This is a genomic window from Shinella sp. 838 (assembly GCF_029623935.1).
Classification (GTDB): Bacteria; Pseudomonadota; Alphaproteobacteria; order Rhizobiales; family Rhizobiaceae; genus Shinella.
In genome coordinates this window covers 930,471-951,803 of sequence record NZ_JARSBQ010000001.1, presented here as the reverse complement: position 1 = coordinate 951,803, position 21,333 = coordinate 930,471, and the positions used below count along the sequence as shown (strand labels likewise).

Sequence of the window (21,333 nt, the reverse complement as noted above, 5' to 3'; positions counted from 1 at the left end):
CTGCGGGTTGGGGCGTCGTGCCGGACCGGGCCTTGCCGGCCCGGTCCGAAGGGTTTGGTCAATCAGCCGTTGACGTAGGGCGGTCCGGCCTTGTTGATGACGGCGTTGTAGTCCTCGAAGATCTTGACGACCTTGGCAGCCGTTTCGCTCTGGCCGGCGATCTCCTTCCAGAACACCTTTGCCGCATCTTCCACGGCCTTCCACTCGGCTGTGGGAATGCTGGTGAGCTTGAGCTTCGTGCCCTCGGCGCGCAGCTTCGCCTCACCGCCCCAGTACCACTGGTCGCGGTAGTTGTTGCCGGCCTCGATCGCCGTCATGACCAGCTTTTTCAGGTGATCGGGCAGTTCCGCCCACTTCTTCTCGTTGACGAAGAACGAGCCGATCCAGGCACCGGAGATGTTGTTGGTCAGGAAGTGATCCGTCACGTCGGCCCAGCCGACCGTGTAGTCCTCGGTGATACCCGACCAGGCCATGCCGTCGAGCTCACCGGTCTGCACGGCGACCTGCGCGTCTTCGTAGGGAATCGTCACCGGCACGACGCCGAACTGGCTGAGGAAACGGCCGGCCGTCGGGAAGGTGTAGAGGCGCAGGCCCTGAAGATCGGCCAGCGTGTTGATCGCCTTCTTGGTGTTGAAGTGGCACGGATCCTGCCCCGAGGAGGAGAGCCAGACGACGCCGCCAACCTTCTCGTAGGACGAGCGCCAGATGTCGGCGAGGCCGTACTGCTTGAAGAGCACGGGCACGTCGAGGATCTGCTTGGTGGCAAGCGGGAAATAGCCGCCGAAGGTGGCGACATCAGCCGGGGACGCCATGGAATCGTCGTCCGAATGCACGGCGTCGATCGTGCCGGCCTGGAGCGCACGGAACAGTTCGCCCGTCGGCACGATCTGGTCGGCAAAGTAAAGCTCGATCTCCAGCTCACCCTTGGCGGTGGCGTTGATGGCGTCGATGATCGGCTTGGTGACGTGCTCGCCGAGCGCGGCGCCGGCATAGGTCTGGAAGCGCCACTTGATGGCGGTCTGCGCCCGCACGATAGCGGGTGCCGAAAGCGTCGCTGCGCCGGCCGCACCGATCGTGACTGCCCCAGCCCGTGTCAGAAATTGCCGTCTGTTGGTCATATCTCTATCCCTCTGGTTAAACGTCTCGCTTTTGCCGGGAACGGCCGTTCATCCCGGACGATCAATCGTCTTTTCTTCTATCGGCCTCATTGCGCGTTGGTGCCGGCGGCCTTGCCGCCGGCAAAGTCCTCACTTGGCGTAGTAGTTGTTCGGCAGCCACGTCGCGATTTCCGGGAAGCAGCCGATGATGATCAGGCTCGCGATCATGATGCCGACGAAGGGCCAAATCGACTTGTAGATGTCGGTCATGCCGATGCCGGGCGGCGCCATGGCGCGCATCATGAACAGGTTGTAGCCGAAAGGCGGGGTGATGTAGGCGATCTGGCAGGTGATCGTGTAGAGCACGCCGTACCAGACGAGGTCGAAGCCGAGCTTCTGCACCAGCGGGATGTAGAGCGGCGCCACGATGACAAGCATCGCCGTGTCGTCGAGGAACATGCCCATGACGAGGAAGGACAGCTGCATCAGCACCAGCACCTGCCAGGGCTCGAGGCCGAGGTCACCCAGGAAGAAGCGCTCGATCGACTTGACCGCGCCGAGACCGTCGAAAACGGCGCCGAAGCAGAGCGAGGCGATAAGGATCCACATGAACATGCAGGTGATGCCGAGCGTCTTCTGCAGAACGTCGTTCCACAACTTGACGCTGAGGCGGCCGCGCTGCCAGGCAACGAGCGCCGAGGAGATCGCGCCGACCGCCGAGGCTTCCACGAGGCTGGCGATGCCGCTCAGGAACAGCCACATCATCAGCGTGAAGATGCCGAGCGGCAGGATGCCCGCGGTCAGGAGCTTCAGTTTCTCGGCCATCGGCACGTCGCGCTCTTCCGCCGGTAAGGCCGGGCCGAGCGACGGGTTGATGCGGCATCGCACATAGACGTAGATCGCCATCAGCAACGCCATCAGGAGACCCGGCAACACGCCGGCGAGCCAGAGCTGACCGACCGGAACGCGGGCGATCATGCCGTAAAGCACGAGCACGATGCTCGGCGGGATCAGGATGCCGAGCGTCGAGCCGCCCTGCACCACACCCGTCGTCATCACCTTGTCGTAGCCGCGACGCAGCAGCTCCGGCAGCGCGATCGTCGCGCCGATCGCCATGCCGGCGACCGAAAGGCCGTTCATGGCGGAAATAATGACCATGAGGCCGATCGTACCGAGCGCCAGGCCGCCGTTGATCGATCCCATCCAGACGTGGAACGCCTTGTAGAGGTCTTCGGCGATACCCGATTCCGAGAGCATGTAGCCCATGAAGACGAACATCGGCACCGTCAGCATCGGATACCATTTGACGAGCTTCATGGCCGAGGCGAAGCCCATTTCCGAGCCGCCCGTGCCCCACAGCAGGAAGGCTGCGACGACGCCGACGAAGCCGATGACGGCGAAGACCCGCTGCCCGGTGAGCAGCAGCACCATCATGCCGGCGAACATCGTGATTGCGATGAATTCATAGCTCATGCGATCGGCCTTCCCCGCAATTCAGCGATATCCTTGAAGAGCGAAGAACTGGCCTGTGCGAGCATCATCACGATGCCGAAGGTCATGATGATCTTGATCGGCGCCATATAGGGTGCCCAGGCCGAAAAACTCTTTTCCTTGAACTGGATGGCATAGGTCGTGCTGGTGATGCCACCGTAGAGCATGAAGCCGAGGAAGATGATCAGGGCGACCGCCGTGACCGTATCGAAGACCGCACGCTTGCGGACGGACCAATTGCTGTAGAAAAGGTCCATGCGCACATGGTCGCCGGTCTGCATGGCGAAGGCGCCGCCGAGCATATAGTAGGCGGCCATGGTGAATTGCGCCGATTCCAGCGTCCAGCTCGCGGGCAGGTGGAATGCCTTCGAGACAGAGGAATACAACAGGATCGCGAACATCGCGAAAATCAGATACATCGCAAAAAGGCCGACACGCCGGTTGAACGTGTCGACGAAGCGAACATAGCGCTTGATGAAATCAGGCATGGCCCCTGCCTCCGCCGACGGAGGCGGTTTTCTCAACCGGGCCATACCCCTTTTGTAGCAACACAAGCATCCGCTTGGCCTCTCCTGTTCGTGTTCTTCTCCGTCTCCACGGATGTCGTTCCCCGGGTCTTTTTATTGGATCACGGGAAGGCTCTTTTCGAGCAGTCCCGCCAGATAGTCGGCCACGACCCGTTGGCCGGCTTCGTCTTTTATGAGGTCGTTGCGGACCTCGATCATCACGTTGGCAAGGCCGTTGGAAAGGCCGTGCTCCTTGAGCGTATGCGTCACGCCGTCTTCCGGCCCATAGGGCTCGTTGCGGCGGATGTCGTAGGGGCCAGCGCTGCCGGCCGTGTTGAGCATGGCATCGGCAAGGCGCGTGTCAGCGTCGTGCAGGATGCCGATCTCGACCGCGCGCGGCTTGCCGAAATAGACCGGCGTGAAACTGTGCATGGTCACGATGACGGGCGCCCTGCCCTCCCCGATCCGGCTCTTCACCAGACCGGCGAGCTTTTCCCGGAATGGCAGGTAGAGCGCTTGCGTTCGGGCATCGCGCGCCGCCTGATCGAGGCCGGCATTGCCGGGAACGGCGAAAACCTCGCTCTTTTCGGGCATGGCGGCCGGCGATTCCGGCGGGCGGTTGCAATCGTAGACGAGGCGGGAGAACCGCTGGAAAACCAGGGCCGCATCGAGACGTTCGGCAATGAGGCGCGACACAGCAAGCGCACCGGGATCCCAGGCGATATGGCTTTCAAGCGCCTCCTCGGGCAGGCCGAGCGTGCCGAGCGCCTTCGGAAGCAGGCGGGAAGCATGCTCGCAGACCAGGATGACCGGGCCGCGGGCAATACTATTCTCCAGGGCGACGGGGTCGCCCTCTTCTCCAGTCAGAATTCCCATTAGCCTGATCCCCTCGACCGGCTCTTATCGTTAATGAAGAGAATTCTTCACAGTCTGGCCGCTGTCAACGGGGTATTGAAAAAATCTCTTCAAAAAAACATTTGACTCGAATTGTGACAGCGCGCTTTATTTCCGAAACTTCGGCAAAGACCGAAGCGCAGGGGAACAATTTGACGCTCAACCAAGCATCCATGACGGTGTCGGATGTGATCAGTGCCCATTTCGATGCGTTGACCCGCGCCGAAAAGCAGCTGGCCACGTCGCTGCTCGACAACTATCCCGTCTCCGGCCTCGGCAGCATCACCACGGTGGCGGAAAACGCCGGCGTGTCGACGCCGACCGTCGCCCGCATGGTGCAGAAGCTCGGTTTTCGCGGCTTCCCGGATTTCCAGGCACGCCTCCACCACGAGCTGGAAGCCACCCTGTCGAACCCGATCAGCAAACACGACCGCTGGGCGACCAAGGCACCGGGCACGCACATCCTCAACCGCTTCGCCGACGCGATCATGACCAACCTGCGCCAGACGCTCTCGCAGGTGGAAACCGCCGAATTCGACAGTGCCGCCGCCCTTCTCGCCGATCGCCAGCGCAGCATCTACATCATCGGCGGGCGCATCACGAAGGCGCTCGCCGACTACCTCTTCACCCATCTCCAGGTCATCCGCCCGAACGTCACGCAGATCGCCGCCAATCCCAGTTCCTGGCCGCATTATGTGCTGAACATGAAGGCCGGCGACGTGCTCGTCATCTTCGATATCCGCCGCTACGAGCAGGAGATGGAGACGCTCGGCCGCGCCGCCCGCGAGCGCGGCGTGGAAATCGTTCTCTTCACCGACCAGTGGGCTTCGCCCGTCGCCAAGGTCGCGGCGAAGGTCTTTCGCGTGCATATCGAGGTGCCTTCCGCCTGGGACTCGTCCGTCGTGACGCTGTTCATCGTGGAGGCGCTGATCGAAGCCGTCCAGAGTTCGGGCTGGGAGGAAACCAGCGGCCGAATGAAAACGCTGGAGGGCCTCTTCGAGGCTAGCCGGCTTTTTCGCAAACCCCGGTCGGAGGTTCCCGGCAAGACCTGATAGACATCAGAAAAAAACGAAATAAAACTGTCACATAAGCTTCATCTGCCGCCAGTATCAGCTTCGCCGAAGTTGACTGACTCACAAAAGGAGAACACCCGTGATGTCACATACGAAACGTCTGCTTTCGCTCTCCACCGCGCTGGCAATTGCCATTCCCTCGCTCGCCTTCGCCGAGCCGAGCGCCGAGCTCATCGAAGCGGCGAAGAAGGAAGGCATGCTGACGACGATCGCGCTGCCGCACGACTGGTGCGGTTATGGTGACGTCATCGCCTCCTTCAAGGCAAAGTATCCGGAAATCCAGGTCAACGAACTGAACCCGGATGCCGGTTCGGCTGACGAAATCGAAGCCATCAAGGCCAACAAGGACAACAAGGGCCCGCAGTCGCCCGACGTGATCGACGTCGGTCTCGCCTTCGGTCCGTCCGCCAAGGCCGAAGGCCTGCTGCAGCCCTACAAGGTCTCCACCTGGGACGAAATCCCGGACACCATCAAGGACGCCGAAGGCTACTGGTACGGCGACTACTACGGCGTGATGTCCCTTCTCGTGAACAAGGACCTCGTCGCCAACACGCCGAAGGACTGGGCCGACCTCCTGAAGCCGGAATATGCCGGTCAGGTCGCGCTCGCCGGCGACCCGCGTGCGTCCAACCAGGCCATTCTCGGCGTTCTCGCCGCCGGTCTCGGCAAGGGTGCAAAGTCCGGCAAGGAAGCCGGTGAGGCAGGCCTTGCCTACTTCGCCGAAATGAATAAAGCCGGCAACTTCGTCCCTGTTATCGGCAAGTCCGGCACGCTGGCACAGGGTTCCACCCCGATCGTGATTGCCTGGGACTACAACGCGCTCGGCTGGGCAAAGACCCTCAACGGCAACCCGCCGACCGAAGTCGTCGTTCCCGCGACGGGCGTTCTCGCCGGCGTCTACGTTCAGGGCATCTCGGCCTATGCGCCGCACCCGAACGCCGCCAAGCTGTGGATGGAGCACCTGTACTCCGACGAAGGTCAGCTCGGCTGGCTGAAGGGCTATTGCCATCCGGCACGCTTCAACGCCATGGTCAAGGCCGGCAAGGTTCCGCAGGACCTGATCGACGCCCTGCCGCCGGCAGAATCCTATGAAAAGGCCTACTTCCCGACGCTCGAGGAAGTCGATGCCAACAAGGCTGCCGTGACCGGCGCCTGGGACAGCGTCGTCGGCGCGAACGTGCAGTAAACGACATCCCCCGTCGCCCCGGCTGCAAGGCCGGGGCGACGATTGCGGTATGCCAATGACGGCAACCCCTTGAGGCCACCTTAATGTCATCAGACAGCTCAGCCGCACCGCCGCCCGCGCGGGCGCCCTTCCGCCTCCCGCTGCACTGGCTCGGCGCCGTGCCGTTCGCGATCTTCGTCCTGTTGTTCCTGATCATGCCGACGATGCGCATCGTCATCGGCGCCTTTCAGACGCCGGACGGCAGCTTCACCCTGGACAACATCCGGGGCCTGTTCACCACATCCATCCTCTCGGCCTACTGGATCTCGATCAAGATCTCCATCGCCTCCGCCCTGCTCGGCTGCCTGATCGGCTTTTCCGTCGCGGCCGCCGCGGTGCTCGGCGGCCTGCCGAAATGGATCCGCGGCCCGCTGCTGACCTTTTCCGGCGTCGCCTCCAACTTCGCCGGCGTGCCGCTCGCCTTCGCCTTCCTTGCGACGCTCGGCCCCGTCGGTCTCCTGACGGTGTTCCTGAAGACCCAGCTCGGCATCGACCTGCGTGCCCTCGGCTTCAACATCCTGTCCTTCTGGGGTCTCACGGTCACCTATCTCTTCTTCCAGATCCCGCTGATGATCCTCATCATCACGCCTGCGCTCGACGGTCTGAAGCGTGAATGGCGGGAAGCGGCGCAGATCCTCGGCGCGACGAACGCGCAGTACTGGCGCATGGTCGCCTTCCCGATCCTGCTGCCCTCCTTCCTCGGCACGCTGGCGCTGCTCTTCGCCAACGCCTTCGGGGCCGTGGCCACCGCCATCGCGCTCACGGGCTCCTCGCTCTCCATCGTGCCGATCCTGCTCTTCGCGCAGATCCGCGGCGACGTGCTCGGCAACCCGCATCTCGGTTACGCCCTCGCCTTCGGCATGATCGTCGTGACGGGCATCGCCAACACAATCTACATCTGGCTGCGCGCCCGCAGTGAAAGGTGGCTGAAATGAAGAAGTTCTGGGCCTGGGGCGCCCTCATCTTCGGGCTGCTCTATTTCATCCTGCCGCTCCTCGGCATGACCAACTTCTCGCTGAAGATGCGCCGCGGCGTCTATTCGCTGGATGCCTATGCCGTCGTGCTCGGCGATCCGCGCTTCCAGGAGACCTTCACCTATTCGATCCTAATGGCGCTCGCGACCATCGTCTTCGGCGTGCTGCTGGTGGTACCGACCGCCTACTGGGTGCGCCTGAAGCTGCCGGGCCTTCGTCCCTATATCGAGTTCATCACGCTCTTGCCGCTGGTCATCCCGGCCATCGTCATCGTCTTCGGCTATATCAGGCTCTACAACACCTCGAGCTGGCTGCCGCTGACGGGTTCAATCACCGGCACGAACATCCTCCTGATGTTCGGCTATGCGACGCTGGCGCTGCCCTACATGTATCGCTCCGTCGATACGGGCCTTCGCTCCATCGACATCGCCACGCTGACGGAGGCCGCGCAGAGCCTCGGCGCCGGCTGGACGACGATCCTCGCCAAGATCATCCTGCCGAACGTTCTGGTCGCCGTGCTGTCGGGCGCGTTCCTGACCTTCGCCATCGTCATCGGCGAGTTCACCATGGCCGCCCTGCTCAACCGCCCGGCTTTCGGCCCGTACATGCAGCTTCTCGGCGCCAATCGCGCCTACGAGCCGGCGGCGCTTGCGGTGATGTCCTTCGCGCTGACCTGGGGCTGCCTCGGCCTGATCCAGCTTGTTTCCCGTTTCCAGAAGGGCGCGCAGAGCGCGACTTAAGGATTTTCCATGAGCTTTCTCACTCTTACCAGCCTCCAGAAGTCCTTCGGCCCCGTTCAGGTCGTCAAGGATTTCAACATGTCGATCGAAAAGGGCGAGTTCGTCTCGTTCCTCGGCCCGTCGGGCTGCGGCAAGACCACCGTGCTGCGCATGATCGCCGGCTTCGAGACGCCGTCGGGCGGGGCGATCACCATCGATGGCAAGAGCCAGGTGAACCTGCGTCCCAACCAGCGCAACATCGGCATGGTGTTCCAGGCCTACGCCCTCTTCCCGAACATGAACGTCGCGGAAAACGTCGCCTTCGGCCTCAAGGTCGCCGGCCGGCCCAAGGCGGAGATCGACGCCCGCGTCAAGGAAATGCTCGGGCTGATCAAGCTCGACCATCTCGCCGACCGCTACCCCTACCAGATGTCCGGCGGCCAGCAGCAGCGTGTGGCGCTCGCCCGCGCGCTGGCGCCCAAGCCCCAGGTTCTCCTGCTCGACGAACCGCTCTCCGCCCTCGACGCCAAAATCCGCGTGTCGCTGCGCGAGGAAATCCGGCAGATCCAGCAGCAGCTCGGCATCACCACGGTCTTCGTCACCCATGACCAGGAAGAAGCCCTGTCGATCTCCGACCGCATCGTCGTGATGAATGCCGGCAAGGCGGACCAGATCGGCAAACCGGCCGATATCTACAACCGGCCGGCAACCCGCTTCGTCGCCAGTTTTGTCGGCACGCTGAACCTCATCGAGGCGAAAGTCGTCGACCCCACCGCCAACCGCGTCTCGATCGGCGATCAGGGCGTGACGCTGCGCGAGCCGCTCGGCAATGCGAAGGCCGGCGACACCGTCTCGCTGGCACTGCGCCCGGAAGCCGGCTCCATCGCGCCCGATGCGAAGGGCGACACGGCGCTGACGGGCGAGGTCGTCTCCTCGAACTTCCTCGGCTCGGTCATCCGCACCCGCATGAAGGTCGGCGGCAGCGTCATCTCCTTCGACATGTTCAACAGCCCGGGCCTTGTGCCGCCGACCGTCGGCGACACGGTCACGCTGCGCTTCACGGCCGGCGATCTCCTGGTCATCCGCGACTGAGCAGTCCGGCGCGGCCGTGAAGCACTTTTCCAAGCTTCGGCCACGCTTTGGAAAAATCTGTCGTGATTTGCGCCTTTTGCGTCGCCCGCGGATTTGATCTGCGGGCGCTCGCCGGTTAGTCTTCACCCGTTCTCAGGGCGGGGCGAAACTCCCCACCGGCGGTATCGGGCGTCAAAACCCGGAGCCCGCAAGCGCCTTCCGCAAAACGGAAGGGTCAGCAGATCCGGTGCGATGCCGGAGCCGACGGTCACAGTCCGGATGGAAGAGAGCAAGCAGGAGAAACCCGCCGTCACTGGTGGGCCGCGTCCTGCGTGTTCGCCCAAGGGGACCGTTGCAAAATGGCTCAACCCTTGAAAGGCCTAGACATGAATGTGAATGCCACCCCCTCCGCCCGCATCGCCGTCATCCGTGCCCGCTGGCACGCCGGCATCGTCGATCAGGCGGTCGATTCCTTCGTCGCCGAATGGACCGCGCTCGGCGGCCGCGCCGAAGAGGTCGATATCATCGACGTGCCCGGCGCCCTCGAAATCCCGCTGCATGCCCAGCTTCTCGCCCGCACGGGCCGTTACTCCGCCATTCTCGGCGTCGCCCTCGTCGTCGATGGCGGCATCTACCGCCACGATTTCGTCGCCGGCACCGTGGTGGACGCGATCGTGCGCGTCGGGCTCGACACCAACGTGCCGGTGCTCTCGGCCGTGCTGACGCCGCACAATTTCCAGGAATCGGACGCCCACATCGCCTTCTTCCGCGACCATTTCGTCATCAAGGGCAAGGAAGCCGCCAACGCGGCCCGGCAGATCATCGATGCCCGGGCGCAGGTGGCGCTGGCGACGGTCGCCTGAATCAAAGTTTGAAGGCGCGGAATCGATCTGTCAGGACGGGCCCGCAAACCGTTGAAAAGACTAGACGGGGCCCGGCAGCCATGCCGGGCCTTTTGCGTGGGCTACCCCCATCACGCCCTGCATGCCCGTCGCCCCCCTGAAAGCGCCACGGTCACGCCAGTCGCTATGTTTTCCTTCGCACGCCTGCGCCCTTCTCCCTAACCTCTTCGTCATGGTCGGGTTCGAACTGCAATCCACGCCCCACCCGCGGCATGGATCCCCAGGTCAAGCCCGAGGACGACGGAGGGAGGAGAACCGCCTCTGCTCTTTCCAGTCGACATGCCTGCCGCCCCGTCTACCCCTGAAGGTTCTTCAGATAGATCGACAGCAGCTGGATCTGCGAGGAGATGCCGAGTTTGCGGTAGACGTTGCGGCGATGGACTTTCACCGTGCCGGTGGAGATATCGAGCTTCAGGCCGATCGATTCCGACGAGTGCCCCTGCAGGACGAGTTCGATGATCGAGGCCTCGCGATCCGTCAGGTTCAGCTTGCGCCACACCCGGTCGGCCGCGCTCACGGGTTCGCTCCGGCGGCCCCGTCCCTGCCCCGTTTCCGCAAAGCGCTCGCCAAGGCCGCTCCAGGCGCGCCGCACGAGGGCGGCGACGAAGGGTTCGGTATCGCTGAGCAGCGCAAATTCCTGCGCCGGAAAGACACCGGTCTTCTCCCGCCGCATCAGCGAGACCACAACGGTCACGCCGCTTTCCACCGGAACGAAGAAGCCGAGCTCTTCGGCAAGCCGCGTCTGCGAATAATAGGTGCGGAAATACTCGCTCGAGAAGAACCGGTCCGGCGCCAGCTCCCGCATGCGGAAGATGCCGGCGCGACCGGCCCGCGTCGTGCGGTAGAACGGATCGAGCAGGTAGGGTCCGGCCTGGTAGAGCGTTACGAAGACGTGGTGGTCATCCGCATCGAAGGTGCTGAAGAGATCGATCGGCCGCGCCTTCTCGTGATAGGCGAAGATGACGATGTCGTCGAAACGCACCAGGGCCCGCATCATCGCAAGCAGGGTCTCGCCGGTCTGCCGGTCGCTGGTCTGCCGGTCGGCGTTTTCCGGCGCACCGGTCCAGTCCGCAAGCGTGTGAAAAAGTGCCGTGAAATCCACCCGCATGACGCCGCCGCTCCCCCGATCCTCCCGCGGCAACCGAAATGGGCTGTCGCTGGATATACTCCTTCCACAGCCGATTTACGGATAAAATACCTCTCTCGGGGTATATACCACCCATCGGCCGCTGACTAGCATTCCTCCCGACGGTGGCCAAGGCGACAGAGATCGCCAAGAGACCAACAACCGCAGGGAACAGACGTGACATCCGCCCCAACGAACGACATCGAGTTCCGTTCGGTGACCAAGCGCTATGGCGCAGTGACCGCGGTCTCCGACATCAATCTCTCCGTGCCGAAGGGCGCCTTCGTCGCGCTTCTCGGCCCGTCCGGCTGCGGCAAGACCACGTGCCTCAGGATGATCGGCGGCTTCGAACAGCCGAGCGAGGGCGAGGTGCTGATCGCCGGCAGCATTGCCAACGGCGTTCCGGCCTATCGCCGCCCGGTCAACATGGTTTTCCAGCAATATGCCCTCTTCCCGCATTTCGACGTGGAGAAGAACGTCGCCTACGGGCTGAAACAGCTGCGCCCGAGGCTACCGGCGGCAGAGATCGCCCGCCGTGTCGGCGAGGCGCTGGAGATGGTACGCCTTACCGGCTTTGCCAGGCGCCGCATCCATGAAATGTCCGGCGGCCAGCAGCAGCGCGTGGCGCTCGCCCGCGCGCTCGTCAACAAGCCCTCCGTCCTCCTTCTCGACGAGCCGCTCGCCGCACTCGACAAGAAGCTGCGCACCGCCATGCAGATCGAGTTGCAGACGTTGCAGCGCGATCTCGGCATCACCTTCGTGCTCGTCACGCACGACCAGGAGGAAGCGCTGTCGATGAGCGACCTCGTCTGTGTGATGAGCGCCGGCCGCATCCGTCAGCTCGCGACGCCCCAGGAGGTCTACGACCGGCCTGCCGATCTTTTCGTCGCCGACTTCGTCGGCAAGACGAACCGCTTTTCCGGCACGCTGGAGGCCGGCGGGACCGTGCGTCTCGGCAACGGCTCGGCGCTGCCCGCCGCACGCGACGACCTCGTGCCGGGTGCGGTTACGGTCGCGCTCCGCCCGGAGGCGATCCGCCTGTCGCGCGGAGCGGCCGGCACGACCACGCTGGAAGGCACGGTCACGCACCGCATCTTCCTTGGTTCGGCAGCCGAGTACTCCGTCGCCGTCGACGGGCTCGGCGACCTGCTCGTCACCGCCGAACGCCACAGCCAATCACAAAACGACCTCGTCGCGCCGGGCGAACGGGTCGCCATAAGCTTCGACCCCGGCCAGACGCATATCTTTCCGGCCTGAGGGAAACAGGCCCAACAGGGGAACAGTATCATGTCGAAATGGTTCAGAGAGAATGCCCCGATCAGTGCTCGGGATTTAACGGACGAGTTCATGCGGCTGAAGCGCGGATCCGTGTCGCGCCGCCACTTCCTTGCCGTCACCGGCCTTGGCCTTGCCGCCGCCGTACTGGCCCGCCAGCCCGAGCTCTTCACCTCCGAGGCCCATGCGCAGGAGGACCTCGGCTCCACCATGTCGCTGGCCACCTGGCCGAACTACCATGACCCGGCGACCTTCGAGGCCTTCACCGCCGCAACGGGCGTCGCCGTCGAGGTGAATGTCTTCGGCTCCAACGAGGAGATGCTGGCAAAACTCCAGGCCGGCGGGACCGGCTGGGATCTTTTCGTGCCCACCAACTACACGATCTCCACCTATGCCGGCCTCGGCCTGATCGACCCGCTCGACCTTGCCAAGGTGCCGAATTTCGACGCCAAGACCCAGAACACCCGCTTCACCAACGAAGGCACGGTCGACGGCAAGGTCTATGCGCTGCCGAAGAACTGGGGCACGACGGGCATCGCCGTCAATTCCGACAAGGTGAAATCGAAGGTGACGAGCTGGAAGGAGTTCTTCGAGGTCGCCATGACCGAGGCGGACGGCCGCGCCATGGTGCACGACTACCAGCTCACCACGATCGGCAACGCCCTCGTCTCGCTCGGCTTCTCGTTCAATTCGATCAAGCCCGAGGAACTCGCCAAGGCGGAGGAGCTGCTGATCAAGGTCAAGCCGCACCTCTACGCCATCAACAGCGACTATCAGCCCTCCATGCGCGCCTCCGATGCCTGGATGACCATGTGCTGGACGAATGACGGTGCCCAGCTCAACCGCGACATTCCGGAAATCCGGTTCGTCCTCGGCTCCGACGGCGGCGAGATCTGGTCGGATTTCTACGCGGTGCCGAAGAGCGCCACCAACAAGCCGGCCGGCTATGCCCTGCTCAACTTCCTGATGGACCCGCAGAACGCGGTGAAGGAGCACATCGCCAACGGTGCGCCGACGACGGACAGCCGCGTGCTTTCGCTGCTGCCGGCCGAAATCACCGGCAACAAGATCGTCTATCCCGACGAGGCCGCCCTGACCCCGCTCGAATTCGGCGCCGCCGTGACGCTGACGGACCCGGCTCGGGCGGAGCTGATGGCACGGTTCAAGTCGGCGTAGCCGTCTCGTCCCTCATCCGGCCTGCCGGCCACCTTCTCCCCGCAAGCGGGGAGAAGGAAATGTGTGGCTGCGTGCTGTTTCCTCTCGAACGGAACGACACGGCGCCGCATACCCCTTCGCCCCGCTTGCGGGGAGAAGGTGGCGGCAGCCGGATGAGGGGCAATCCACCGATACGCAACAGGACAACCGCAATGCCCCTGACGTTGACGACGAAAAGACGGCTGGTGACCGCGGCGCTGCTGGCGCCGGCTTCCGCCTGGCTGTTCGTCTTCCTCGTGCTGCCCTTCATCGCCATGATGGTCTTCTCCGTCGGCGAGCGGGGACCGGCGGGCGGCTACCAGGCGGCGTTCACCTTCGCGCAGTATGCCAACCTGCCGGCCCGTTCCGCCGCCTACTGGAACACTCTCCTGCTGGCGCCCGTCGGCGCCTTCCTCTGCCTCATCGTCGCCTATCCGACGGCCTACTACCTCGCCGTCAAGGCGAGCCCGCGCCACCGGTTGCTGCTCGTCTCGCTGGTCGTGGTGCCGTTCTGGACGAGCCTTCTCGTGCGCACCTATGCCTGGATGTACATCCTCGGCTCGCGCGGCATTCCCAATCTGCTCGACATGATCGGCATCGAAGACGTGCGCCTGCTCAACACCTCGGGCGCCGTCCTGCTCGGCATCGTCTATGGCTACCTGCCGCTGATGATCATGCCGATCTATGTCAGCCTGGAAAAACTCGACCGGCGCCTGCTCGAAGCCTCCGCCGACCTCGGCGCGAAACCCGTCTCGACCTTCTTCTCCGTGACCCTGCCGCTGTCGCTGCCGGGTGTCATGACGGGCGTCGCGCTCGTCACCATCCTCTTGCTCGGCGAATATCTCATCCCGCAGCTCCTCGGCGGCGGCAAGGTCTTCTTCATCGGCAATGCACTGGTCGATCTCTTCCTGCAATCGCGCAACTGGCCCTTCGGCTCGGCTATTGCCGTCACCCTCGTCGCCGTCGTCGTCGTGGTGCTGATGGTCGCCATGCGCATCGCCTGGCGGATATCAGGCACAAGACAGGTGGATCTCGTCTGATGCGCGCGCTGATCACCTGCGTCTATCTCTTCCTCTATGCGCCGATCGCGCTCGTCGTGCTGTTCTCCTTCAATGCGGGCCGCAATGCGAGCGAGTTCACCGGTTTCTCCGTCGCATGGTACGGCAAGGCGCTCGCCAATCCATTCCTCATCACGGCGCTGCAGAACAGCCTGGTCATCGCCCTCGTCAGCGCCACGCTCGCCGCCGTCTTCGGCACCATGGCCGCCCTCGGCCTCGAACGGCTCGGCGCGCGGACGCGCGCGGTCTTCGACGGCCTGCTCGCCGCCGCCATTGTCGTGCCGGGCGTCGTCATCGGCATCGCGACCCTCGTCGCCCTCGTCGCCGTCTTCGGCGCGATCAATCCGGCGATCGCCGCCATCTGGCCCGGCGAAAAGCCGCCGCAGCTCGGCCTCGGCTACGGCTCGATCATCGCCGCGCACGGCCTCTTCACCATGGCGCTCGTCACCATGATCGTGAAGGCCCGTATCGCGACGCTCGGGCGCGACATCGTCGAGGCTTCGGCCGATCTCTATGCGACACCGCTGACCACCTTCCGCGATATCGTGCTGCCGCAGATCCTGCCCTCGGTGCTCGCCGGGTTCCTGCTCGCCTTCACCTTCTCTTTCGACGATTTTATCGTGGCTTTCTTCGTCGCGGGCTCGAAAACGACGCTGCCGATCTACGTCTTCGCCTCGATCCGCCGCGGCGTGACGCCCGAAGTGAACGCCATCGCGACGATGGTGCTCGTCGCCTCGCTCATGCTGATCCTCATCGCCCGCCTTCTGATGCGGGAAAAAACCAGAAAATCGCCTGCCGGGGAGTGAGACCGATGATCCTGAAGAACCGTGTCGCCATCGTCACCGGAGCGGGCTCCGGCATCGGCCGGGCCGGCGCGCGCATCATGGCGCGCGAAGGCGCCACCGTCTGCGTCGCCGATCTCAACGAGACCCGCGCCGCCGAGACGGTGGACTTCATCCGCGCCGACGGCGGCAAGGCTGAAGCCGTCATCGTCGATGTCACCGACGACGTGGAACTGAAGATGGCCGTCGCCGCGGTGCTGTCGCGCCACGGCCGCATCGACATCCTGCACAACCATGCCGGCGCGCAGGTCGCCGGCGACCTCGAAAGCGTGCCGCTCGACGGGCTCGATCTCTCCTGGAACCTCAATGTGCGCGCCCACCTGATGGCCGCCCGGCTCGTCATGCCCGCCATGAAGGCGCAGGGAAAGGGCGTCATCCTCAACACCGCGTCCTCTTCGGGCGTGCTCTACGATCGCGAGATGATCGCCTATACGACGACGAAACACGCCGTCATCGCCATGACCAAGCAGATGGCCGGCGACTATGCCCGCCACGGCATCCGCGTCAACGCGCTCTGCCCCGGCTGGGTGGATACGCCCTTCAACGCCCCCTTCATCAGCCAGATGGGCGGGCGCGAAGCGATCGAAGGCTATATCAAGGAGAAAGTGCCGATGGGCCGGTGGGCCGATGTGGAGGAGATCGCCGAACCGATCCTCTTCCTCGTCTCCGACCGGTCAAGCTACATGACCGGCCAGATTCTCGTGGTCGACGGCGGCGAGACCGTGACCTAGGGCATTCCAGCGAAAACGGTGGAGCCCCTTATACCCCGACGGCTGCGCTCATCGGACCCTGATACACGACGATGCGCGCGTGATAGGGCACGCGCTTGTAGAGGTCGAGCACATCCTGGTTGATCAGCCTGACGCAGCCCGACGACGTCGCCTTGCCGATCGACTTCCAGTCCGGCGAGCCGTGCAGGCGGTAGAGCGTGTCCTTGCCGTTCTGGAAGATGTAGAGCGCCCGTGCGCCGAGCGGGTTCTTGATGCCCGGCTCCATGCCGCCGTTCTCGACGGAATATTTGGCAAGGCTCGGCGTGCGGGCGATCATGTCCGCCGGCACCTTCCAGCGCGGCCAGGGCTGGCGCCAGTGGATGATGCCCTCGCCCTGCCACGCGAAGCCCTCGCGGCCGATGCCGACGCCGTAGCGCATCGCCGTGCCGCCCTGCTCCACCACATAGAGGAAGCGGCCGGGCGTATCGACGACCACGGTGCCCGGCGCCTCGCCGGTCGGGTCCTTCACGCGCTGGCGGTAGTACTTCGGATCGATTTCCGTATAGGGAATGGCGGGAATGAGATGGCCGCCATCCTCGACGGCGGCATAGCGGGCCGCCAGTTCGTCGTTGGTCGCCGGCACGATCGGATAGCTGACCTTCTGCGGAATCGGGGCGTTCTTGACCGACGTTTCCGTGGTTGCGCATCCCGCAAGCGTCGCGGCGGCGCCCAGGAAAAAGGCTCTGCGCGACAATGTGCACACCGTAGGCATTCTCTTTACGATCTCCTTGGGAAGAAGGGGGAGGTTTATCAGATGGCTAGCCAAACCGCAGGTGGGCTGGCAAGAAACATCAGGATCACTTCTTCGGCATTAGTCCCTGCCCGGCTGCACGGCCAGTGCATGAAGGACACGCTCGCCGGAAAACGGGGGAAACACGATGGCGCCTGTGGAAATCAATCCCGCCCATGTCCGCGAGTTTCCCGGACAGGAGGATTTCTACCGCTGGCTGGCGGAAAACCACGCCACAGCGCCGGAAATCTGGATCAGGATCCACAAGCGCGCCTCCGGTCTTGCCTCCATCAACCCCGAACAGGCGATCGAGGTGGTGCTCTGCTGGGGTTGGATCGACGGCATCCGCAAAAGCCAAGACGAGAAGAGCTTCTTCCAGCGCTACTGCCCGCGCGGCAGGAAGAGCGTGTGGAGCAAGAAGAATGTGGAGACCGTCAGCCGGCTGATCGAGGACGGGCGCATGACGGAACACGGCCTGAAACAGGTCGAGGCCGCAAAGGCGGATGGCCGTTGGGACAAGGCCTATGGCAGCGGCAAGGACATGAAGATCCCGCCGGACCTGCAGGCGGCGATCGACGCCGAACCGGCGGCAAAGGCGATGCTCGGCAGACTGACGGAGCAGAACCGCTTCGCGCTCGCCTTCCGCGTCCACACCATGAAGACCGAGGCCGGCCGCAAGCGGAAGATCGAGACCTTCGTGGAGATGCTGGCGCGCGGCGAGACGATCTATCCGCAGAAGCAGAGATAGAGCATCTCCAGCCGAAGCGAGATCGCTTCGGCATCGGACAATGCGGAAAAACAAAGAGATAGAGCATTTCCGGCGGACACAGGTTCACAGGAAACGCTCTAGATCGCCGCCCCCCTCGCCATCGAGAAGGATCAGTCGCGGCTTGCCGACCGCTGGCCGGAAAGCCAGTTGTGCCAGTCGTTCACGCTGCCGTAGAAGACGTTGAGGTCGATCTTGCCGGTGACGCCATGCGACAAGCCCGAACCGGAATACTGCCAGAACACCCAGCGGCGGTTCGGATAGCGCTTCGACGGGTGGGCGGCGACCGAACGCAGCCAGAACGGATGGTTCGTCAGCTCGCCGGAGAGGTTGTCCTCATAGAAATCCGGCGCCGTGTAAATGATCGGCCGCTTGCCGTAATGGCGCTCCAGCATTTCCGAGAAGACCCGGATCTTCTCGACATATTGCGCCCGCGTGAGACGCTTCTTGCAGCTCGATTCGCCGTTGTATTCGGCGTCGATGACCGGCGGCAGCGCGTCCGGATCCTTCGGCACGTTGCGGATGAACCATTCGGCCTGCGAGCTTGCGACGCGGCACCAGTAGAAGAAGTGATAGGCGCCGCGCTTGATGCCGGCCTCCTTGGCCTTGCGCCAGTTCTTCTGGAACATCGGGTCGAGGTGATCGCCGCCGTCCGTCGCCTTGATGAAGGCGAAGTTGGCGCCCTGCGTGCGCAGCTTCACCCAGTCGATATCGCCCTGCCAGCGCGACACGTCGACGCCGTGCACCTGGTAATTTCTTGGCGCGCGCTTGCCGAAATTGATCGGATGGGCATCGCGGAACTGCTGGCCGTAGACGCGCGAGCGTTTTTTCGAAACGCCCTCCGACGGCTCTTCCGCGGTCACGGCCTCCGCCGGCCGCTCGGCGGGAATGGCCGACTGGTTGGTCACGCTTTCGAAGACGCGGGTTCCCGGAACCGGACCGGCCCAGGCGAGCATATCCGCCCCGTCAGCCGTCACCTTGCTTTCGCCGACAGCGACTTCGGGCACGGGGCCGCTCGCCTTCGAAACAGAGGCTGTCGTCTCCGCGGATGGCTTGATGGCAAGCGCCGACACGGGGTTGGAACTCGACGCACACCCCGTCATGGCGGCACAGGCAAGGAGGACCGTTGTAAGGACCGAAAGACGCATAGGCACTCGCACGCTAAACAAACCGAAGCCCCGCCCTTTCGACACACGGACGGAATTACTAACGGAAGATTACCGCGAAATGTTAAATGCAAGGTTTACGGCGACCGTGACATTTCAGGCAATTAGCCCGCCCGTCTTACGCTTGACGCCGGTTTGCGTTCACAAAAGCGTGTCCGCGCGGCGAAAGCCGGTACCCGACGGCAAGGCTTTCCGTCAGCCCGAGTTCCTTGAGCTGCCGGATCTTTCGCTTGAGCGCCAGCTTCTCCATGCCGAGCCGTTCCGCCATGGCAGCGGCGGTGCGCCCGTCCTCTTCCGCGATCATGGCAAGCACGGTGCGCGTCCACGGCGCGGCACGGTCGAACGCATCGAGCCGGGCGTTCAGCGTCGCGAAGTCGGCCGCATCGAGCGTCTCATTTTCACGCAGGCCCTTTCGCGGGTCCGCACCCGCGACACGGAAGGCGATCCGGTAGAGCACACCCTCCGGCCGGAGGTCCCGGAGCAGTTCGGCACGTGAAGCGTAGCCCGCCGCCTGCACATCCGCGTCCGAGACGGTGTCGATATCGACGGCCTCGACGCCCTCGATGGCAAGCACACCCGCGGCAGTGCGCAGCGAACCGCCAGCCTTTACGGTCGGTTTCGACCAGCGGCGAAAGGCGAGCGTCACCTCACCCCTGCCGATCTTCTTCAGCACGCCCGCCTTGAACAGCATCGCCCCTCGCCGACATTACCCCACCGTCACATAGCCGATGCCCTTCTTTTCGATCTCGTCAAGCGACTCGTCATAGCCGGCATCGGCATAGCGGATGACACCCAGCGATGTGTCGTTCGTCAAGGCATGCTCCAGCCGCTCCGCGCCGTCAGCCGTGCCATCGGCGACCAGCGTCACGCCGCAGCTCGTCATGTAGCCCGCATACCCGCCGCCGCCCGAGTGGATGACGACGAGGTCAGCCATGGAGGAGGAGAGCAGCATGGCATCGAGCAGCGGCCAGTCGGCGATGGCGTCCGAGCCGTCCTTCATGCGTTCGGTCATGATGTTCGGATGCGCCATGGCCCCGGCATCGAGGTGGTCGCGCGAAAAGGCGACCGGTCCCTTCAATTCGCCCGCCGCCACCAGCCGGTTGACCGCCAGCGCCAGTTCCGTGCGCTCGCCATGGCCGAGCCAGGCGATGCGCGCCGGCAGGCCCTCGAACGGCACGTTCTCGCGCGCCAGCCGGATCCAGTTGGTGACGATCCGGTTGTCCGGGAACATTTTCAGCACGAGATCGTCGATCCGCGCGATATCGCTCTCCTCGCCTGATAGCGCCATCCAGCGGAACGGGCCGATGGCCCGCGCGAAGAGCGGCCGAAGATAGGCTTCCGTGAAAATCGGAATGTCGAAGGCATTGGCGACGCCCCCCTCCCGCGCCTGCGTGCGGATGAGGTTGCCGTTATCGAACACTTCAGAGCCGCTTTTCTGGAACTCCAGCATGGCCGAGACATGCTCGACGATCGAGGCGCGGCTTGCCGCCATCAACTGCCCCTGCCCGTCGTCGCGCAGCCCCTTGACCTGGTGGAGGCTCATGCCCTTCGGCACATAGCCGTAGACGAGATCGTGCGCCGAGGTCTGGTCTGTGACGATGTCGGGCACGATGCCGCGCCGCGCGATGTCAGGATAAATCTCCGCCGCATTGCCGACGAGGCCGATCGAGGTCGCCCGCTTCTCGCGGACCGCCTCATCGATCATCGCAAGCGCCGTATCGAGATCCGGCGCGACATGTTCGAGATAACCGACGGCCTTGCGCGCCGCCGCGCGCGCCGGATCGATATCGACGCAGAGGATGGCCGCGCCCGCCATGCGGCCGGCAAGCGGCTGCGCGCCGCCCATGCCGCCGAGGCCGGCGGTGAGGATGAAGCGGCCGGCGAGGCTGCCGCCAAAGCGCTTTTCCGCGATGCGCATGAAGATTTCATAGGTGCCCTGGATGACGCCCTGGCTGCCGATATACTGCCAGGCCCCGGCCGTCAGGCCACCCCAGCAGATCAGCCCCTTGCGCTGAAGCTCATAGAACACCTCAGCCTTCGCCCATTGCCCGACGATGTTGCAGTTCGCCATGATGACAAGCGGCGCCTTCGCATGGGTCTTCAAGAGCCCGACCGGCTTGCCGGACTGGATGACCAGCGTCTGGTCCTCATTCATCTCCGTCAGCGCCTTGACGATCGCCCGGTGCGCCGCCCAGTTGCGCGCCGCCTTGCCGAGCGCGGCATAGACGATGAGATTGTCCGGATCCTCGCCGACCGACAGCACGTTTTCGAGGAGCCGCAGCAACCCCTCCTGCCGCCAGCCCTTGGCGCGCAACACGTCGCCGCCGGGGATCGGGTAGTTCGGATGGCGCGGATTGGGTTTGGGCATGGGTGTCTCCTACTCGTTCATGGGGCACTGCCCCTCATCCGCCTGCCGGCACCTTCTCCCCGCAAGCGGGGCGAAGGGATATGCTG

Annotated in this window: 21 protein-coding genes and 1 riboswitch; of the genes, 12 read left to right on the top strand and 9 right to left on the bottom strand. The window is 64.0% G+C overall.

Annotation, left to right across the window (positions count from 1 at the left end; all coding sequences use genetic code 11):
• Positions 1 to 62: 62 nt before the first annotated feature.
• The 4 genes from P9A16_RS04505 to P9A16_RS04490 all read right to left on the bottom strand — a co-directional run bounded on the left by P9A16_RS04505 (position 63) and on the right by P9A16_RS04490 (position 3,970).
• Positions 63 to 1,118, bottom strand: a complete 1,056-nt coding sequence (locus P9A16_RS04505) for a TRAP transporter substrate-binding protein (protein ID WP_023516594.1) — start codon at positions 1,116 to 1,118, stop codon at positions 63 to 65.
• A 129-nt stretch (positions 1,119 to 1,247) separates the two neighbouring features.
• Complete coding sequence (locus P9A16_RS04500) at positions 1,248 to 2,570, bottom strand: TRAP transporter large permease (protein WP_023516593.1); 1,323 nt, start codon at positions 2,568 to 2,570, stop codon at positions 1,248 to 1,250.
• Positions 2,567 to 3,076 (bottom strand): TRAP transporter small permease subunit, encoded by a 510-nt coding sequence (locus tag P9A16_RS04495; RefSeq protein WP_024271538.1) that lies wholly within the window; start codon positions 3,074 to 3,076, stop codon positions 2,567 to 2,569. The genes P9A16_RS04500 and P9A16_RS04495 overlap by 4 nt, the downstream gene beginning before the upstream one ends.
• A 132-nt stretch (positions 3,077 to 3,208) precedes the next feature.
• On the bottom strand, positions 3,209 to 3,970 hold the full coding sequence (locus P9A16_RS04490; protein WP_024271537.1) for an N-formylglutamate amidohydrolase: 762 nt from the start codon (positions 3,968 to 3,970) through the stop codon (positions 3,209 to 3,211).
• Positions 3,971 to 4,161: 191 nt separating this feature from the next.
• Between P9A16_RS04490 and P9A16_RS04485 the strand changes: the two genes are divergently transcribed.
• The 6 genes from P9A16_RS04485 (at position 4,162) to P9A16_RS04460 (ending at position 9,913) form a co-directional block, all read left to right on the top strand.
• On the top strand, positions 4,162 to 5,040 hold the full coding sequence (locus P9A16_RS04485) for a MurR/RpiR family transcriptional regulator (RefSeq protein WP_024271536.1): 879 nt from the start codon (positions 4,162 to 4,164) through the stop codon (positions 5,038 to 5,040).
• 100 nt (positions 5,041 to 5,140) lie between these two features.
• Positions 5,141 to 6,247, top strand: coding sequence for an ABC transporter substrate-binding protein (locus P9A16_RS04480; RefSeq protein ID WP_037409453.1), 1,107 nt, complete (start codon positions 5,141 to 5,143; stop codon positions 6,245 to 6,247).
• An 83-nt stretch (positions 6,248 to 6,330) separates the two neighbouring features.
• Positions 6,331 to 7,221 carry an ABC transporter permease gene (locus tag P9A16_RS04475; protein ID WP_023516612.1) on the top strand — a complete coding sequence of 297 codons (891 nt, stop codon included), beginning with the start codon at positions 6,331 to 6,333 and terminating at the stop codon, positions 7,219 to 7,221.
• Positions 7,218 to 8,000, top strand: coding sequence for an ABC transporter permease (locus P9A16_RS04470; RefSeq protein ID WP_023516611.1), 783 nt, complete (start codon positions 7,218 to 7,220; stop codon positions 7,998 to 8,000). Before P9A16_RS04475 ends, P9A16_RS04470 begins: the two co-directional genes overlap by 4 nt.
• A gap of 9 nt (positions 8,001 to 8,009) precedes the next feature.
• On the top strand, positions 8,010 to 9,071 hold the full coding sequence (locus P9A16_RS04465; protein ID WP_023516610.1) for an ABC transporter ATP-binding protein: 1,062 nt from the start codon (positions 8,010 to 8,012) through the stop codon (positions 9,069 to 9,071).
• Positions 9,072 to 9,195: 124 nt separating this feature from the next.
• Positions 9,196 to 9,345: riboswitch (FMN riboswitch) on the top strand.
• Positions 9,346 to 9,436: 91 nt separating this feature from the next.
• A complete protein-coding gene (locus tag P9A16_RS04460) occupies positions 9,437 to 9,913 on the top strand; it encodes a 6,7-dimethyl-8-ribityllumazine synthase (protein WP_023516609.1) in 477 nt (158 codons plus the stop codon).
• 334 nt (positions 9,914 to 10,247) lie between these two features.
• Here the strand turns inward: P9A16_RS04460 and P9A16_RS04455 are convergent, their stop codons facing one another.
• On the bottom strand, positions 10,248 to 11,060 hold the full coding sequence (locus tag P9A16_RS04455) for a helix-turn-helix transcriptional regulator (protein ID WP_023514159.1): 813 nt from the start codon (positions 11,058 to 11,060) through the stop codon (positions 10,248 to 10,250).
• Positions 11,061 to 11,255: 195 nt separating this feature from the next.
• Here P9A16_RS04455 and P9A16_RS04450 point away from each other — a divergent pair, with 195 nt between their 5' ends.
• The 5 genes from P9A16_RS04450 (at position 11,256) to P9A16_RS04430 (ending at position 16,178) form a co-directional block, all read left to right on the top strand.
• Positions 11,256 to 12,335 (top strand): ABC transporter ATP-binding protein, encoded by a 1,080-nt coding sequence (locus tag P9A16_RS04450; protein WP_023514158.1) that lies wholly within the window; start codon positions 11,256 to 11,258, stop codon positions 12,333 to 12,335.
• Between the two features lie 30 nt (positions 12,336 to 12,365).
• On the top strand, positions 12,366 to 13,529 hold the full coding sequence (locus P9A16_RS04445; protein ID WP_278025559.1) for a polyamine ABC transporter substrate-binding protein: 1,164 nt from the start codon (positions 12,366 to 12,368) through the stop codon (positions 13,527 to 13,529).
• Between the two features lie 191 nt (positions 13,530 to 13,720).
• Entirely contained in the window at positions 13,721 to 14,587 is an 867-nt protein-coding gene (locus P9A16_RS04440) for an ABC transporter permease (RefSeq protein ID WP_023514156.1), read from the top strand.
• The gene (locus P9A16_RS04435; protein ID WP_023514155.1) at positions 14,587 to 15,411 is read left to right on the top strand and encodes an ABC transporter permease; all 825 of its coding nucleotides are present in this window, start codon (positions 14,587 to 14,589) and stop codon (positions 15,409 to 15,411) included. Before P9A16_RS04440 ends, P9A16_RS04435 begins: the two co-directional genes overlap by 1 nt.
• A 5-nt stretch (positions 15,412 to 15,416) precedes the next feature.
• A complete protein-coding gene (locus tag P9A16_RS04430) occupies positions 15,417 to 16,178 on the top strand; it encodes an SDR family NAD(P)-dependent oxidoreductase (protein ID WP_023514154.1) in 762 nt (253 codons plus the stop codon).
• 28 nt (positions 16,179 to 16,206) lie between these two features.
• On the opposite strand, the gene P9A16_RS04425 is transcribed toward P9A16_RS04430, so the two are convergent.
• The gene (locus tag P9A16_RS04425) at positions 16,207 to 16,929 is read right to left on the bottom strand and encodes a L,D-transpeptidase (protein ID WP_023514153.1); all 723 of its coding nucleotides are present in this window, start codon (positions 16,927 to 16,929) and stop codon (positions 16,207 to 16,209) included.
• Positions 16,930 to 17,095: 166 nt separating this feature from the next.
• Between P9A16_RS04425 and P9A16_RS04420 the strand changes: the two genes are divergently transcribed.
• On the top strand, positions 17,096 to 17,695 hold the full coding sequence (locus P9A16_RS04420; protein ID WP_023515549.1) for a YdeI/OmpD-associated family protein: 600 nt from the start codon (positions 17,096 to 17,098) through the stop codon (positions 17,693 to 17,695).
• Between the two features lie 131 nt (positions 17,696 to 17,826).
• Here the strand turns inward: P9A16_RS04420 and P9A16_RS04415 are convergent, their stop codons facing one another.
• From P9A16_RS04415 to P9A16_RS04405, 3 genes are all read right to left on the bottom strand, one after another.
• Entirely contained in the window at positions 17,827 to 18,861 is a 1,035-nt protein-coding gene (locus P9A16_RS04415) for a glycoside hydrolase family 25 protein (RefSeq protein ID WP_023515548.1), read from the bottom strand.
• Between the two features lie 136 nt (positions 18,862 to 18,997).
• Positions 18,998 to 19,570, bottom strand: coding sequence for a hypothetical protein (locus P9A16_RS04410; protein ID WP_023515547.1), 573 nt, complete (start codon positions 19,568 to 19,570; stop codon positions 18,998 to 19,000).
• Between the two features lie 15 nt (positions 19,571 to 19,585).
• Positions 19,586 to 21,247: a urocanate hydratase gene (locus tag P9A16_RS04405; RefSeq protein ID WP_023515546.1), complete on the bottom strand. Its 1,662-nt coding sequence runs from the start codon at positions 21,245 to 21,247 to the stop codon at positions 19,586 to 19,588.
• Between the last annotated feature and the right edge of the window lie 86 nt (positions 21,248 to 21,333).

Bases quoted from the DNA above. Each gene is read 5' to 3' on its own strand.
- P9A16_RS04505 (WP_023516594.1), bottom strand. From the start codon at position 1,118: ATGACCAACAGACGGCAATTTCTGACACGGGCTGGGGCAGTCACGATC.
- P9A16_RS04500 (WP_023516593.1), bottom strand. From the start codon at position 2,570: ATGAGCTATGAATTCATCGCAATCACGATGTTCGCCGGCATGATGGTG.
- P9A16_RS04495 (WP_024271538.1), bottom strand. From the start codon at position 3,076: ATGCCTGATTTCATCAAGCGCTATGTTCGCTTCGTCGACACGTTCAAC.
- P9A16_RS04490 (WP_024271537.1), bottom strand. From the start codon at position 3,970: ATGGGAATTCTGACTGGAGAAGAGGGCGACCCCGTCGCCCTGGAGAAT.
- P9A16_RS04485 (WP_024271536.1), top strand. From the start codon at position 4,162: ATGACGGTGTCGGATGTGATCAGTGCCCATTTCGATGCGTTGACCCGC.
- P9A16_RS04475 (WP_023516612.1), top strand. From the start codon at position 6,331: ATGTCATCAGACAGCTCAGCCGCACCGCCGCCCGCGCGGGCGCCCTTC.
- P9A16_RS04470 (WP_023516611.1), top strand. From the start codon at position 7,218: ATGAAGAAGTTCTGGGCCTGGGGCGCCCTCATCTTCGGGCTGCTCTAT.
- P9A16_RS04465 (WP_023516610.1), top strand. From the start codon at position 8,010: ATGAGCTTTCTCACTCTTACCAGCCTCCAGAAGTCCTTCGGCCCCGTT.
- P9A16_RS04460 (WP_023516609.1), top strand. From the start codon at position 9,437: ATGAATGTGAATGCCACCCCCTCCGCCCGCATCGCCGTCATCCGTGCC.
- P9A16_RS04455 (WP_023514159.1), bottom strand. From the start codon at position 11,060: ATGCGGGTGGATTTCACGGCACTTTTTCACACGCTTGCGGACTGGACC.
- P9A16_RS04445 (WP_278025559.1), top strand. From the start codon at position 12,366: ATGTCGAAATGGTTCAGAGAGAATGCCCCGATCAGTGCTCGGGATTTA.
- P9A16_RS04440 (WP_023514156.1), top strand. From the start codon at position 13,721: ATGCCCCTGACGTTGACGACGAAAAGACGGCTGGTGACCGCGGCGCTG.
- P9A16_RS04435 (WP_023514155.1), top strand. From the start codon at position 14,587: ATGCGCGCGCTGATCACCTGCGTCTATCTCTTCCTCTATGCGCCGATC.
- P9A16_RS04430 (WP_023514154.1), top strand. From the start codon at position 15,417: ATGATCCTGAAGAACCGTGTCGCCATCGTCACCGGAGCGGGCTCCGGC.
- P9A16_RS04425 (WP_023514153.1), bottom strand. From the start codon at position 16,929: ATGCCTACGGTGTGCACATTGTCGCGCAGAGCCTTTTTCCTGGGCGCC.
- P9A16_RS04420 (WP_023515549.1), top strand. From the start codon at position 17,096: ATGGCGCCTGTGGAAATCAATCCCGCCCATGTCCGCGAGTTTCCCGGA.
- P9A16_RS04415 (WP_023515548.1), bottom strand. From the start codon at position 18,861: ATGCGTCTTTCGGTCCTTACAACGGTCCTCCTTGCCTGTGCCGCCATG.
- P9A16_RS04410 (WP_023515547.1), bottom strand. From the start codon at position 19,570: ATGCTGTTCAAGGCGGGCGTGCTGAAGAAGATCGGCAGGGGTGAGGTG.
- P9A16_RS04405 (WP_023515546.1), bottom strand. From the start codon at position 21,247: ATGCCCAAACCCAATCCGCGCCATCCGAACTACCCGATCCCCGGCGGC.